Source organism: Pseudarthrobacter sp. fls2-241-R2A-168 (assembly GCF_030209335.1).
Taxonomy (GTDB): domain Bacteria; phylum Actinomycetota; class Actinomycetes; order Actinomycetales; family Micrococcaceae; genus Arthrobacter.
The window spans coordinates 447,300-461,873 of sequence record NZ_JARVSG010000004.1 but is presented as its reverse complement, the minus strand read 5'-3'; the positions used below and the strand labels follow the sequence as shown (position 1 = coordinate 461,873).

The 14,574-nt window shown below is 63.6% G+C and carries 13 protein-coding genes and 1 tRNA gene; 3 read left to right on the top strand and 11 right to left on the bottom strand.

Going from position 1 to position 14,574, the window contains the following annotated elements; translation table 11 throughout:
- Window positions 1-98 precede the first annotated feature (98 nt).
- Complete coding sequence (gene rpoB, locus QRN11_RS04100; protein ID WP_285249979.1) at window positions 99-3,608, bottom strand: DNA-directed RNA polymerase subunit beta; 3,510 nt, start codon at window positions 3,606-3,608, stop codon at window positions 99-101.
- Window positions 3,609-3,910: 302 nt separating this feature from the next.
- Window positions 3,911-4,384 (bottom strand): hypothetical protein, encoded by a 474-nt coding sequence (locus QRN11_RS04095; RefSeq protein WP_285249978.1) that lies wholly within the window; start codon window positions 4,382-4,384, stop codon window positions 3,911-3,913.
- A gap of 262 nt (window positions 4,385-4,646) precedes the next feature.
- Between QRN11_RS04095 and QRN11_RS04090 the strand changes: the two genes are divergently transcribed.
- The gene (locus QRN11_RS04090) at window positions 4,647-5,846 is read left to right on the top strand and encodes an acetyl-CoA C-acetyltransferase (RefSeq protein WP_091415046.1); all 1,200 of its coding nucleotides are present in this window, start codon (window positions 4,647-4,649) and stop codon (window positions 5,844-5,846) included.
- Window positions 5,846-6,331 (top strand): aminoacyl-tRNA deacylase, encoded by a 486-nt coding sequence (locus tag QRN11_RS04085; RefSeq protein ID WP_285249977.1) that lies wholly within the window; start codon window positions 5,846-5,848, stop codon window positions 6,329-6,331. Before QRN11_RS04090 ends, QRN11_RS04085 begins: the two co-directional genes overlap by 1 nt.
- A 68-nt stretch (window positions 6,332-6,399) precedes the next feature.
- Here the strand turns inward: QRN11_RS04085 and rplL are convergent, their stop codons facing one another.
- The 9 genes from rplL to QRN11_RS04040 form a co-directional block, all read right to left on the bottom strand.
- Window positions 6,400-6,774, bottom strand: a complete 375-nt coding sequence (rplL, locus tag QRN11_RS04080; protein ID WP_066277893.1) for a 50S ribosomal protein L7/L12 — start codon at window positions 6,772-6,774, stop codon at window positions 6,400-6,402.
- Window positions 6,775-6,852: 78 nt separating this feature from the next.
- On the bottom strand, window positions 6,853-7,434 hold the full coding sequence (gene rplJ / locus QRN11_RS04075) for a 50S ribosomal protein L10 (protein WP_079596662.1): 582 nt from the start codon (window positions 7,432-7,434) through the stop codon (window positions 6,853-6,855).
- A gap of 296 nt (window positions 7,435-7,730) precedes the next feature.
- A complete protein-coding gene (locus tag QRN11_RS04070; RefSeq protein WP_142057492.1) occupies window positions 7,731-8,849 on the bottom strand; it encodes a GNAT family N-acetyltransferase in 1,119 nt (372 codons plus the stop codon).
- A gap of 7 nt (window positions 8,850-8,856) precedes the next feature.
- Window positions 8,857-9,990: a GNAT family N-acetyltransferase gene (locus QRN11_RS04065; protein WP_285249976.1), complete on the bottom strand. Its 1,134-nt coding sequence runs from the start codon at window positions 9,988-9,990 to the stop codon at window positions 8,857-8,859.
- Between the two features lie 146 nt (window positions 9,991-10,136).
- Window positions 10,137-10,844, bottom strand: a complete 708-nt coding sequence (rplA, locus tag QRN11_RS04060) for a 50S ribosomal protein L1 (RefSeq protein ID WP_091415037.1) — start codon at window positions 10,842-10,844, stop codon at window positions 10,137-10,139.
- 185 nt (window positions 10,845-11,029) lie between these two features.
- Window positions 11,030-11,461 (bottom strand): 50S ribosomal protein L11, encoded by a 432-nt coding sequence (gene rplK, locus QRN11_RS04055; RefSeq protein WP_003803853.1) that lies wholly within the window; start codon window positions 11,459-11,461, stop codon window positions 11,030-11,032.
- A 128-nt stretch (window positions 11,462-11,589) separates the two neighbouring features.
- On the bottom strand, window positions 11,590-12,420 hold the full coding sequence (nusG, locus tag QRN11_RS04050; protein WP_285249975.1) for a transcription termination/antitermination protein NusG: 831 nt from the start codon (window positions 12,418-12,420) through the stop codon (window positions 11,590-11,592).
- 113 nt (window positions 12,421-12,533) lie between these two features.
- A complete protein-coding gene (gene secE / locus QRN11_RS04045) occupies window positions 12,534-12,818 on the bottom strand; it encodes a preprotein translocase subunit SecE (RefSeq protein WP_091415032.1) in 285 nt (94 codons plus the stop codon).
- 83 nt (window positions 12,819-12,901) lie between these two features.
- Window positions 12,902-12,974: transfer RNA gene (locus QRN11_RS04040), tRNA-Trp, on the bottom strand.
- 277 nt (window positions 12,975-13,251) lie between these two features.
- On the opposite strand from QRN11_RS04040, the gene QRN11_RS04035 reads away from it, so the two are divergent.
- The gene (locus QRN11_RS04035) at window positions 13,252-14,469 is read left to right on the top strand and encodes a pyridoxal phosphate-dependent aminotransferase (RefSeq protein WP_285249974.1); all 1,218 of its coding nucleotides are present in this window, start codon (window positions 13,252-13,254) and stop codon (window positions 14,467-14,469) included.
- Window positions 14,470-14,574: the final 105 nt, after the last annotated feature.

The window sequence follows — 14,574 nt, the reverse complement described above, 5'->3', positions numbered from 1 at the left end:
CCTGTTCTCTCTTGTTCTCTAAATTCTGAAGTCTTGGTGCGGGGAGGAGGGAGGCAAGGTACGACGGCGGGCGGTCACCCGGCGTCGTACCTCACCTGCTAGACCTCTTCTACGGAACTGGGCTCTGCACGGGACAGATCGATACCCAGTTCCTCCGCAGCCGTGAAGACTGCGTCATCAGAGTCACGCATTTCAATTGTGGTTCCGTCCGTGGAGAGGACTTCCACGTTCAGGCACAGCGACTGCATTTCCTTGATCAAGACCTTGAAGGACTCGGGAACGCCCGGCTCGGGGATGTTCTCGCCCTTGACGATGGCTTCGTAGACCTTCACGCGGCCATGGATGTCATCGGACTTGATGGTGAGGAGTTCCTGGAGCGTGTAGGCGGCGCCGTAAGCTTCGAGCGCCCACACTTCCATTTCACCGAAGCGCTGGCCACCGAACTGTGCCTTACCACCCAGCGGCTGCTGCGTGATCATGGAGTACGGGCCGGTGGAGCGCGCGTGGATCTTGTCGTCCACCAGGTGGTGGAGCTTCAGGATGTACATGTAGCCGACCGAGATCGGATCCGGGAACGGCTCGCCGGAGCGGCCGTCGAACAGACGGGTCTTGCCGGAGGAGTTGATCAGGCGTTCGCCGTCGCGGGTCACGTTGGTGGAGTCCAGCAGGCCCGTGATTTCCTCTTCACGGGCGCCGTCGAAGACCGGCGTTGCAACAGTGGTCTGGCCACTCTCGCGCGGCAGGTTCGGCAGCTGCTTGACCCACTCGGGCTCGCCTTCGATCTTCCAACCGGTCTTGGCAACCCAGCCGAGGTGCGTTTCGAGCACCTGGCCCACGTTCATACGGCCCGGGACACCCAGCGGGTTCAGGACGATATCAACGGGGGTGCCGTCGGCAAGGAAGGGCATGTCCTCAATGGGGAGGATCTTGGAGATAACACCCTTGTTGCCGTGGCGGCCGGCGAGCTTGTCGCCGTCGGTGATCTTGCGCTTGGCAGCGACGTAGACGCGGACCAGCTGGTTCACGCCCGGGGGCAGCTCGTCGTCGTTGTCGCGGTCGAAGACGCGCACGCCGATGACGGTGCCGGACTCGCCGTGGGGCACCTTCAGCGAGGTGTCGCGCACTTCGCGGGACTTCTCACCGAAGATGGCGCGCAGCAGGCGCTCTTCCGGGGTCAGTTCGGTTTCACCCTTCGGGGTGACCTTTCCGACCAGGATGTCCCCTGCTTCAACCTCGGCACCGATGTGGATGATGCCGCGCTCGTCCAGGCCTGCCAGGACTTCCTCGGACACGTTGGGGATGTCACGGGTGATTTCCTCGGCACCAAGCTTGGTGTCGCGGGCATCGATCTCGTGCTCCTCGATGTGGATGGAGGAAAGAACGTCCTCGGCAACGATGCGCTGCGAGAGGATGATGGCGTCCTCGAAGTTGTGGCCTTCCCACGACATGAATGCCACGAGCAGGTTCTTGCCGAGGGCGAGCTCGCCCTGGTCCGTTGCCGGGCCGTCGGCGATGATGCCGCCAACTTCCAGGCGCTGGCCTTCGTTCACCAGGACACGGTGGTTATAGCAGTTGCCCTGGTTGGAGCGGGCGAACTTGTTGATGCGGTAGTTGGTCTCGGTGCCGTCGTCGTTGAGCATGATGACGAGCTCGGCGGAAACCTCGGTGACCACACCGGCCTTCTTCGCGATGACAACGTCACCGGCGTCGACGGCGGCTGCGCGCTCCATGCCGGTGCCCACGAAGGGAGCCTCGGAACGGACCAGCGGCACGGCCTGGCGCTGCATGTTGGCACCCATGAGTGCGCGGTTGGCGTCGTCGTGCTCGAGGAACGGGATCAGGGCGGTAGCCACGGACACCATCTGGCGCGGGGAAACGTCCATGAACTCGACGTCGTCGGCGGGAACGAGGACGGGCTCGCCTCCACCACCACGGGCACGGACCAGGACGGTGTCCTCGGCGAACTTCTTGTTCTCGTCCAGCGGCGCGTTGGCCTGGGCGATCAGCACCTCAGCCTCGTCGTCGGCCGTCAGGTACTGGACGTCGTCGGAAACGACACCGTTCTTGACCAGGCGGTACGGGGTTTCGATGAAGCCGAACGGGTTGATGCGTCCGTAGGAGGCCAGCGAACCGATCAGGCCAATGTTCGGGCCTTCAGGAGTTTCGATGGGGCACATACGTCCGTAGTGGGACGGGTGCACGTCACGGACTTCCATGCCGGCGCGGTCACGGGACAGACCACCGGGGCCAAGCGCGGACAGGCGGCGCTTGTGGGTCAGGCCCGAGAGCGGGTTGTTCTGGTCCATGAACTGCGACAGCTGGGACGTTCCGAAGAACTCCTTGATGGCTGCCACCACGGGGCGGATGTTGATCAGGGTCTGCGGCGTGATGGCCTCGACGTCCTGGGTGGTCATACGCTCGCGGACAACGCGCTCCATACGGGACAGGCCGGTGCGGACCTGGTTCTCGATGAGCTCGCCGACAGCGCGGATGCGGCGGTTGCCGAAGTGGTCGATATCGTCGATTTCGACGCGGAGGTCCACTTCCTGGCCATCGCGGGTGCCCTTGATGGTCTTCTCGCCGGCGTGCAGCGCAACGAGGAACTTGATCATGGCAACGATGTCTTCAACGTGCAGGACCGAAGCTTCCTTGTCGCCAAGGGAGCGGTCGATGCCAAGCTTGCGGTTGATCTTGTAACGGCCAACCTTGGCCAGATCGTAGCGCTTGGAGTTGAAGTACAGGTTGTCCAGCAGGGACTGGGCAGCCTCGACGGTGGGCGGCTCGCCCGGGCGCAGCTTCCGGTAGATGTCCAGCAGCGCGTCTTCGCGGGTCTCCGTGGCGTCCTTCTCCAGGGTTGCCCGCATGGAGTCGTACTGGCCGAACTCTTCGAGGATCTGGCCTTCGGTCCAGCCGAGGGCCTTCAGCAGCACGGTGACGGACTGCTTGCGCTTGCGGTCGAGGCGAACGCCGACCTGGTCGCGCTTGTCGATCTCGAGCTCGAACCAGGCGCCGCGGGACGGGATGATCTTCGCGGTGAAGATGTCCTTGTCGCTGGTCTTGTCAGCGGCGCGCTCGAAGTAGGCGCCCGGGGAACGGACCAGCTGGGAGACGACGACACGCTCGGTGCCGTTGACCACGAAGGTACCCTTCTCGGTCATCAGCGGGAAGTCGCCCATGAACACGGTCTGCTGCTTGATTTCGCCCGTGTTGTTGTTCATGAACTCGGCCTTGACGTACAGCGGAGCCGAGTACGTAGCGTCCCGGTCCTTGCATTCGGCCATGGTGTACTTGGGGTCAGCGAACTCCGGATCAGAGAAGCTCAGGGACATGGTGCCCTGGAAGTCCTCGATCGGGGAGATCTCTTCGAAGATGTCCGAGAGGCCGGACGTGGTGGCGACGCTGAGATCGTTTTCTTCGACAGCTTTGGCTACGCGTGCCTGCCAGCGTTCGTTCCCGACCAGCCAGTCGAAGCTGTCCGTCTGGAGGGCAAGCAGATTCGGAACGTCAAGAGGTTCGTGAATCTTTGCGAATGAGAGCCGGCGAGTGGCACCATCAGTGCTGTCGGCGGTGTTAGCGGTTTCGTTATTAGAGGTGCTCGAGGCGACCAAGAGGGATCCTTCCACAGACCTTCAGGCGTTTTCAGATCTCCCCCGCTGCACCCTGCGGAATGACTCCGCAGTGCTACCATCCGGTTCCGCTATATGACCCGGGGCCGGTGCCGATAATCCTGTGACGTTGTTGACGGCACGTTGATTGCCAGCTGCCAGGCGAAAGCCCACCGCTATATGAAGGCTGAAGGTAAACAGGGAAGACGCAAATATCTACGATACGGCAAAACAACCTACATGTCTACCCCACATCCGGTCCGATTGCAAGCACCGGTTTTCGCGGCTGCCTCCGGGGTGGCTTGCTAGAGGCGCAGGGTGACGCCTTGGGCGGTGCAGGTCCCGGCGTTGGCGAACACGGCGTCCCGGACCGCGTCCCTGGACTCCTGGGCCGGGCCGCCGCCGGAGTCAACGGCTGCCGAATGGTCGATGGCGAGCAGGCTCAGCGATGCGAAGAGCCCCGCGAGATCCCCGCTGACGGTGGCCTTGGCATCTTCGGCCTGCAGGTAGATGTCCTCGAAGCCGTCGGCGTCTCCGGCAGGGACGGCCTGGTAGTCGGCGAAGAGGGAGTTGAAGAGCTCGCAGGCTGCCCTGGTTCCTCCGGCCGGCGCAGCCGTCGGCGTCGAAGCCCGTCCGGACGGAGCCACCGCCGTGGGGGCCAGTGAAGCGGACGACGGCGGGCCTGGAGTTCCGCTGCCGGCGGCGGAATCGGGCGTGGAGACAGAACAGGCGGTGAGTCCGGCGATAGCGGCGGCGGCCAGGGCCAGGTATTTTCTCACTGCTGCTCCAACCATCCCGGGGCACGGACCTGCTGTCCCCCTGCAAAACTGTCCGTCGTCCAGCCTACGCAGGACAGCGTCGTCGTGCACGTTGCCCGGATGGGGACCTCTCCCCTGCCGCCAGGTGCCGCTCGATGCCCCTGCGCAGAACGCCAGGCTTCCCCGGAATGCTTGTGCCGGCCCGGGCGTTTGAATAGTTGGGTGAGCAGCGTCACGATAGCCTTGGTGGCCTACCACCGGAATCCGATCAGGAGAGATACACATGGGCAACTCCACGGACAACACTGACGTTGTCATCCTCGCAGCAGTACGCACACCGCAGGGCCGGATCAATGGGCAACTGGCGAGCTTCACCGCCGTCGACCTCGGGGCACATGCCATCAAGGCGGCGCTCAAGGCCAGCGGCGTGGACGCCGGCCAGGTGGAGGCCGTCATCATGGGCCAGGTGCTGCAGGCCGGTGCCGGGCAGAATCCGGCGCGGCAAAGCTCCATTGGCGCCGGCATCGGCTGGAACGTTCCGGCCGTGACCGTGAACAAGGTCTGCCTTTCGGGGCTGACGGCCGTGATCGACGCTGCCAGGATGATCCGTGGCGGGGAGGCCTCCGTGGTGGTGGCCGGCGGCCAGGAATCCATGACCCGGGCACCCCATCTGCTGCCGGGGTCCCGGCAAGGCTGGACCTACGGTTCCATCCAGGCACTGGACGCGGCGGCCCACGACGGATTGACCGATGCCTTCGACGGCCAGTCCATGGGCTTGTCCACCGAAACCCGCAACCTCACGCTCGGCATCGACAGGACCTCCCAGGACAACGTGGCCGCACAGTCCCATCAGCGGGCGGCACTGGCAGCCAAGAACGGGACGTTCGACGACGAAATCGCGCCCATCAGCGTCAAGCAACGCAAGGGGGATGCACTGGTGGTCTCCACCGACGAGGGCGTCCGCCCCAACACCTCGGTGGAATCGCTGGCCGGACTGCGCGCAGCCTTCGTCACCGACGGCACCATTACCGCCGGCAACTCCTCTCCCCTGTCAGACGGTGCTGCGGCCCTGGTCCTCTCTTCCCGGGCTTATGCGGAAGAACACGGGCTGGAATACCTGGCGGTTGTGGGCAAGCCCGGGCAGGTTGCAGGGCCGGACAATTCACTGCACTCCCAGCCGTCCAACGCCATCCAGAACGCTTTGGGGCGTGCGGGTTGGAGCACGTCGGAGCTGGACTTCATCGAAATCAACGAAGCGTTCGGCTCCGTGGCGGTCCAGTCACTGAAGGACCTGGACTATCCCCTGGAGCAGTGCAACATCCATGGCGGGGCCATTGCCCTGGGCCACCCCATCGGAGCATCCGGCGCGCGCCTGGCAGGCCATGCCGCACACGAACTCAAGCGCCGCGGAAAGGGCAAGGCTGCGGTGTCGCTGTGTGGCGGCGGCGGACAGGGCGAAGCGCTCCTGCTGTACCGCGACTGATGGGCAACGCAGCACCCGGCGCCGGCCGGGACCGGTTCCTTGCCGACGCCGAGGCCCGCGGCCTGCAGGTGGAGGTTGTCGAAAGGCCCGCCGCCAAAAGCCTGGAGGAGGCAGCCGGCATCCTGGGGATCACGCCGTCGGACATTGTGAAGTCCCTGGTGGTCAAGCACAAGGACGGCTCGTTCCTGTTCGCCCTGATTCCGGGCGACCGCCAGATTTCCTGGCCCAAGCTCCGCACCCTCGTGGGCGTCAACAAGCTCTCCCTGCCTCCGGCTGATGTGGCCTTGGACGCCACCGGCTACGAACGCGGCACCATCACCCCGCTGGGCAGCACCAACAGCTGGCCGGTCTATGCGGACGCCACCATCACCGGCCGGAGGATCTCGATGGGTGCCGGAGCCCACGGCTACAGCGCTTTTGTAGACGCGGACGCCCTCACCGGTGCGCTCGGCGCCGTCGTGGCGGATATCAGCGAGCCCGCCTGACCTGCCGCCGGGGAACGCAAAAGCCCCGCCCACAGACGTGGACGGGGCTTTTGCAGGAAAAGGCGTTGTTACTTGAGGGTAACGGTGGCGCCTGCAGCCTCGAGCTGCTCCTTGGCCTTCTCGGCAGCTTCCTTCGTTGCACCTTCGAGGACAGCCTTGGGAGCACTGTCAACCAGGTCCTTGGCTTCCTTCAGGCCCAGGGAAGTGATGGCGCGAACTTCCTTGATCACTGCGATCTTCTTGTCGCCGGCAGCTTCGAGGACGACGTCGAAGTCAGTCTTCTCTTCGACCTCTTCAGCAGCAGCACCGGCGGGGCCGGCAACAGCTACAGCAGCAGCGGTAACTTCGAAGGTCTCTTCGAAGAGCTTGACGAACTCGGAGAGCTCGATGATGGTCAGTTCCTTGAAAGCTTCAATGAGCTCTTCGTTGGTGAGCTTCGCCATGGTAGGCGTCCTTCCTGTTGTGGTGTCGGCGCGGCACGAAGCCTTGCGTTACACCGGAGTCTGGTGGAGTAAAGAGACTTAGTTCTCTTCGGCAGCCGGAGCTTCGGCCGGAGCCTCAGCTTCAGCGGCGGGGGCTTCTTCAGCGGCAGGCGCTTCGGCAGCTGCCGGTGCACCGTTCTCTTCTTCAAGCTTGAGGCGCAGTGCGTCAATGATGCGTGCAGCGGCGGCGGCAGGTGCCTTGAGGACACCGGCAACCTTGGCGAGCTGCAGCTCACGGGACTCGAGCGCTGCCAGTTCGGCAACCTCGCTGGCGTTCAGTGCCTTGCCCTCGAAGTAACCGGTCTTGATGACCAGCTGCTTGTTGGTCTTGGCAAAATCCGTCAGGCTCTTGGCAGCGGCAACTGCGTCACCCTTGATGAACGCGATTGCAGTGGGGCCGGCAAGCTGGCCGTCGAATGCTTCGACGCCGGCTTCCTTGGCTGCAATGGCGGTCAGGGTGTTCTTGACGACCGCGAACTTGGTGTCCTGGCCGAGAGAAACACGCAGCTGCTTGAGCTGTGCAACGGTGAGCCCGCGGTATTCGGTCAGGACAGCGGCGTTCGATTCCTTGAAATCGTTAGTGATCTCAGCTACTGCTGAAACCTTGGTAGGCGTTGCCATAACCCTCCTTCCGGGGATAGTGCCGGTATGCGACGGTCCCCGCTCAAGAGAGCTAAAACTAAAAACGCCCCGCGCAGATGCACGGGGCTTGGCTCAACACAGATCAGTCCATGGAGCTTTGCTTCGTTCACCTGCGCCGGCCGCCCTGCGTTGAGGGTCCTTCGTCCAGAAACCCACTGCATCTCCCGCGCACAACACAGAGTTGAGTCATGCTCGAGAGAGTGGATTTCCAACAACCGACGGTCTTTGGTCATCCCAGTCTACGGGAGAGCCACGGAGACCGCCAAATCGAAGCCTTAGCTGGTGCTGGTGTGCAGGTGCGGGAGCTCCTTTTGCCAGATCCCTGTGACTCCTGCTGTCTGGAAGCCCAGTTGTTTGTTCACGGTCAGGAGGTAACGGTTTTCCGGGGCGTTCCAGGTGTAGATGACGCGCGCGTCCGGGAACTGCTCGGTAAGCCGCTCCATGTTGGCCACCTTGATCAGCAGGCCAAGCTTGTTGCCGCGGTGTTCCTGCAGGACCAGGGTGTCGTCCTGGAAGACGACGTCGGCGCGGTGCGCCAGGACAGTGATGGTGGTCAGGCCCACCAGGGTTCCGGTGGCGAGGTGTTCGACGGCGGTGACCACGGTCCGCCTGCCCTGGGCAATGGCGACTTCTTCGGCCTCCCGGAGGATGGCGCCGTCGAACACCATCTCCTGCTCAACGGGCGCATCCAAGGCGGGATCGACGTCGGCCCCGGCCAGGTTCTCCAAGGCCGCGACGGCCTCCAGCCACTGCTCCGGGCAGCGGTCCGTCCAGTGGTGGAGCCGGTACCGCCCGTTGTTGGCCTCATCCGCTTCCGCCTGCAGGTCGGCCACAAGCTTGGTGTCCAGCGGCAACGCGCAGGAGCTGAACTGTTCGATGTGCTGCAGCGTATAACCGGTGCGCTGGGCGAACTCCACTTCCCGGCTTTCGAGCGGCACAAAGCCCTGCCCCGTGCCGGGGACCAGCTGGGCGCGTTCAAATTCGTGCAGGGAAGCGCCCGGGTGGTTGGTGTCCACCAGGATCATGGTGCGGCCCTCCTCGCGGGCCAACTGTTCCGCTGCCTGCAGCAGCCGCCGGCCCACTCCCTGGCGCTGGAACTCGGGGAGGATGTCGAGGGTGAACTCCGCCAGGTCCAGGTTGTCAGTGAGGGGCAGGGCAATATCGACAGTGCCCACTATCTCCCCGTCCACCTTGGCCACGAGAATGAGCTGCCGCTCGTAAGGGTCCTGGAACTCAAGCAGCTTCTCCAGGGGGCCGTAGGCGAGGTCATCGCTCCCCCAGGTCTGCATGCGGACTTTCCGGCCTACCTCGACGGCGGCCAGGAAGTCAGCTGCGTCCGGCGCGTCCAGTGAGTCGGGAATCCAAAGCTGCTCGATCTTTACGTCTCTTGCCATAGGCGCATCATCCCAGCCGTTTCTGCCACTCGCCTTCATAACCTGCAGGTTTGAATCCAAGTGCGATATTTATGGCCAGCATATGTTGGTTTTCGTTGGCATTCCATGTCAGGACCGAACTCGCCGCTGGCCATCTCGCTTGTGCCCGCCGCAGGTTTGCTATTTTGACGAGCATGCCCAGGCGCCGGCCACGGTGTTCCTTCGTCACCAGGGTGTCCTGCTGGGCAACGGATTCCGGGACCCCGGGGCGCCAGTTCAGGACCGTGTAGGCCACCAGTTCCCCCGTGGTCCGGTGCACCGCAGCTGTGACGGCGGACTGGACACCGCCGCGCAGGAGCGTCTGTTCCTCCTCATGGACCCGTGCCGTATCCCAGTCCTCGCGTTCCCAGTCCAGTCCGGCGATGGGAACGTCGGTGCTCATAGTTGCCTTGAGCCTCGCATAGGCCTGCACAAGGTCCTCGGGGCAGGTGTCATCCCAACCGGTCAAGGTGTATTCCCCGGCCATCGGCGCAGCCCCGGCTTCCAACCGGTCCAGCACCTCCTGCGGCACGGGCAGCGCCAGGCGGCTGGATCGTTCCACCTGCTCCAGTTCATAACCGGCGGCAACAGCGAAGCCCACGGCCGGATCATTCACCGGCAGGCCGCCCGCCCCTGATTTGGCCGGCAGCAGGGAGCCGCCTTCTGTCCTGCCCATGGGCACTTCGTGGTAGGCGTCCAGGGAGGTCCTGCCGCGTGCCCTGGCAACGCCTTCGGCATGGGCCAGGAGAGCACGGCCCATGCCCTGGCGGCGATGTGCGGGGGCGATGAGGACGTCAATTCCGGCGGTGTGGGTGTTCTCGCGCAACGGAAGCGTCACCGAGCATAGGCCCACGGGTTCAGTTCCACGCCGGGCCAGGTAGAGGTGGCGTTCCTCGTAGTCGTTGCCACGCCAGTACTCCATTGCCTCGGGCAAGGTGGGGCAGCGGTCAAGGTTGCCCCAGAGGGCCAGTTCATGGGCCACCCGCAGGCTGTGGCACTCCCGGAATGCGGCACTGAGTTGTGCTCCCCCGTGTTCAGGCCCGGCAGCTGGCGGCACCTCGACGGCGGCTATGGTCAGTACTGCGTTTTCTGCTGCGGATGGTTCCGGATCCGGTGCGGCCATTTCCATAGCTTAGGCGTCGAACGTGCCCGTCCGGAGAGGTTCCCGCGGGCATCATGGAACCGCCAGCTAAAACAAGAACCGCCCGGCAAGCGCCGGGCGGTTCTGTTTGCTGCGGAAAGTACGCAGCGGATGGTCCAGGCGAGGATTTAGGCCTCGGTCAGAACCTTGGTGACGTTGGGGTCAACGGAAATGCCGGGACCGAACGTGGTGGCAACCGTGGCCTTCTGGATGTAGCGGCCCTTGGAAGCGGACGGCTTCAGGCGAAGCACCTCTTCCAGAGCTGCTGCATAGTTCTCAGCCAGCTTGATGGCGTCGAAGGACACCTTGCCGATGATGAAGTGCAGGTTGGAGTGCTTGTCGACGCGGAAGTCGATCTTTCCACCCTTGATGTCGTTGACGGCCTTGGTGACATCGGGGGTCACGGTGCCCGTCTTCGGGTTCGGCATCAGGTTACGCGGACCCAGGACCTTACCGAGGCGGCCAACCTTGCCCATGAGGTCAGGGGTGGCGACGGCGGCGTCGAAGTCGGTCCAGCCGCCGGCGATCTTTTCGATCAGGTCATCGGAACCAACGAAGTCGGCGCCGGCAGCGATTGCTGCCTCAGCCTTGTCACCCGTGGCGAAAACCAGGACGCGGGCAGTCTTACCAGTGCCGTGGGGCAGGTTAACCGTGCCGCGGACCATCTGGTCAGCCTTGCGGGGGTCCACGCCGAGGCGGAATGCAACCTCAACGGTGGCGTCGAACTTGGACGGGTTGGTGTCCTTGGCCAGCGTCACTGCCTCGAACGGTGCGTAGAACTTCTCGCCGTCGATCTTGGCGGCTGCTGCCTCATATGCTTTGCTGCGCTTTGCCATGCTGCTTGTTTCTCCTTGTGCAGTTGTGGTCTGCGGACCGCGCTGGGCCCTGCCACAGTTGGTGCTCCGACCCGTTATCCGTGCCGGATGTCCAACATTTCAGTTTTGATGGTGCCGGTGTCCCGGCGGTGCCGCCCGTCGTCGTGATCGGTTTCCCGAGCCCGGTTCAGAGGCGGCGGGTGCGACTAACCCTCGACAGTGATGCCCATGGAGCGGGCGGTGCCGGCGATGATCTTCGCTGCGCCTTCGAGGCTGGTGGCGTTGAGGTCTTCCATCTTGGTGGAGGCGATCTCGTTGACCTGGGCCTGGGTCAGCTTGGCAACCTTGACGGTGTGCGGGGTAGCTGAACCCTTGGCGACGCCTGCAGCCTTCTTGATGAGCTCTGCAGCCGGCGGGGTCTTGGTGATGAACGTGAAGGAACGGTCCTCGTAGACCGTGATTTCCACGGGGATGACGTTTCCGCGCTGGGCTTCCGTCGCAGCGTTGTACGCCTTGCAGAATTCCATGATGTTGACACCGTGCTGGCCAAGCGCAGGACCGATCGGCGGAGCCGGGTTAGCGGCACCTGCCTGGATCTGCAGCTTGATGAGGCCGGTGACCTTCTTCTTGGGAGCCAATGTAGGGTCCTTCTCTCAATAACGTCCTGGGACACAGGAGCGTGCCTCAGGTTTTTGGCCGCCATGGCGAGGCGGCCGGCCGTTCCGGTGCTGCTAAGCGGGCAGCGCCGGGACGAATTCTCGGGAAATCAGATCTTGGTGACCTGGTTGAACGCCAGGGTGACAGGCGTTTCGCGCTCGAAGATGGAAACCAGCACCACGAGGGTCTGGGATTCGACCTTGATCTCGGAGATGGTGGCGGGAAGGGTCTCGAAGGGACCTTCCTTGACGATGACGGACTCGCCAACTTCGAAGTCCACGTCCACAGGGGCCTGGTTCTGCTTGTTGACCGGCTTGCCCTTCTCGGCCTGCTCTTCTTCGAAGACCGGGGCGAGCATGGAGAAGACCTCGTCCAGGCGCAGCGGGACCGGGTTGTGGGCGTTGCCCACGAAGCCGGTGACACCGGGGGTGTGCCGGACGGCGCCCCAGGAGGCGTCCGTCAGGTCCATGCGGACCAGGACGTAGCCGGGGATGCGGACGCGGTTGATGACCTTGCGCTGGGCGTTCTTGATCTCAACGACTTCTTCCATGGGCACCTGGATTTCGAAGATGTAATCTTCCATGTCCAGGGTCTGGATGCGGGTCTCCAGGTTGGCCTTCACGCGGTTTTCGTAACCTGCGTAGGAGTGGATGACGTACCAGTCACCTTCCTGGCGGCGCAGCTTGGCCTTGAACTCCTCGGCGGGGTCAACGTCGGCCTTGGCTGCGGCGGCGGTGAGGGCGTCGGCGGACTCTTCCCCGGAGCCGGCCTCGTCCTCGGACTCTGCGTCAAAGTCATCAGAGTCGGCGTCATCGTCGGAATCGGCGTCGTTGGCTTCGGGCGCGGAGGAATCAACCTCAGACTCGTCACCGGCTTCTGCCGTGATGTCCGCGGACTCTTCCAGCTCAGTCTCGGTTACCTCGAGCTCCTGCTCAGACACTTGGTCTCCTGCTTCCTCATTGCCTAACTTGCCTATTTAAATGGCTCAATTCCGCACACCGGTGTTCCCTCCGGTTTTCCCGGACGGAACACGCAGCTGCGGATGGTTCAGCCTTAGCTGTCCCCGGGGCCGGTTCCGGCGAAGACCCACTGAACAACAGTTCCAAAACCGATATCCAGCAGGCTGACGATGACCATCATGATGGCCACGAACACCAGCACCACGAGCGTGTAATTGACCAGTTCCTTGCGGGTTGGTGCAACAACCTTCTTCAGTTCGCCGATGATCTGGCGGACAAAGAGTGCAATGCGGGCGAAGAAGCTTGCCTTGGCGTCCTTCTTAGCTGGGCGGCCCTTGGAGCTGCTGGCAGCTGTTTCGGTCACCTGGTCCTCGCTCATCTTTGCAATGTTGGATTACCCGGCCCTGATCAGAACCATGGTTGCTGCGCTTGCCCCGGGCTTTTCGCCCGGGACAGCTTGCGCAGGGCAGACAGGACTCGAACCTGCAACCTGCGGTTTTGGAGACCGCTGCGCTACCAATTGCGCCACTACCCTATGGAGTGAATCCCACCCTGACCACAACGAACCGCCAGCTTGTACTGGGGCGCACGTCATCATCCGTGTTTTCAACACCGGTGAACCAGTCTACGCAACAACTTCGCGTTCGTCGAACCGGCCCGTTTCCGGCCCTTCCCGACGCCTTTGCTGAAGCTGGCTGCAAGGCAGTCACATTCAAAACCGGCAACCCGGAGGGTCCGCTGAACAGCATAGAGTAGAACTCGTCGATTCCCACATTCCAGCCTCCGGGCTGCAAGCGAAGAACGGACCTGCCATGTCTGCCGCCCGCGTTTCCAAGCGCATATCCGCAATTGCCGAATCCGCCACCCTTGCTGTTGATGCCAAGGCGAAGGCGCTGAAGGCAGCAGGCCGGCCGGTTATTGGATTCGGCGCCGGCGAACCCGACTTCCCCACCCCGGACTACATCGTCCAGGCCGCCATCGAAGCGGCGGGCCAGCCGAAGTACCACCGCTACTCCCCTGCCGGCGGGCTGCCAGAGCTGAAGAAAGCCATTGCCGAGAAGACCCTGCGCGACTCCGGCTACGCCGTCGACCCTTCCCAGGTCCTGGTGACCAACGGCGGCAAGCAGGCCGTCTACAACACCTTCGCCACGCTGGTGGATCCGGGTGATGAGGTCATCGTCCCCACCCCGTTCTGGACTACCTACCCGGAAGCAATCCGGCTCGCCGGCGGTGTGCCCGTTGAGGTTTTCGCCGGCCCCGAGCAGGACTACCTGGTGACCGTCGAGCAGCTTGAGGCCGCGGTCACCGACAAAACGAAGATCCTGCTGTTCGTCTCGCCGTCCAACCCCACCGGCTCGGTCTACTCGCCGGAGCAGGTGGCGGAAATCGGCAAGTGGGCCGCCGCCAAGGGCCTGTGGGTTGTCACGGACGAGATCTACGAGCACCTGACCTACGACGGCGTTCCCTTCACCTCCATCGCCACCGCCGCCCCGGAACTGGGCGACAAGGTGGTCATCCTGAACGGTGTGGCCAAGACCTACGCCATGACCGGCTGGCGCGTGGGCTGGATGATCGGCCCGGCGGACGTCATCAAGGCCGCCACCAACCTCCAGTCACACGCCACGTCCAACGTTTCGAACATCATGCAGATCGCCGCCCTCGCGGCCGTGTCCGGACCGCTGACCGCCGTCGACGAGATGAAGGTGGCCTTCGACCGCCGCCGCCAGGCCATCGTCGCCGGGCTCAACGCCATCGAAGGCGTGGAATGCCCGACGCCGACGGGTGCCTTCTACGTGTACGCGGACGTCCGCGCGCTGCTGGGTAAGGAATTCCCGACGGCGTCCGGCACCTCCACCCCGCAGACCTCCGCCGAGCTGGCTGCCTTGATCCTGGACGAGGTTGAGGTGGCAGTAGTTCCGGGTGAGGCGTTCGGGCCCTCGGGCTACCTCCGCCTGTCCTACGCCTTGGGCGACGAAGACCTCGCTACCGGTGTGCAGCGGCTGCAGGACTTCCTGGGCAAGGCCCAATAGGACGCTCTCTCACTTAACGCTGGAAAAACCGGAACGCTCTATCACTCTCTTCAGGAGAGTGATAGAGCGTTCCGGTTTAAGGCGCATCAAGTGATGGAGCGTCGG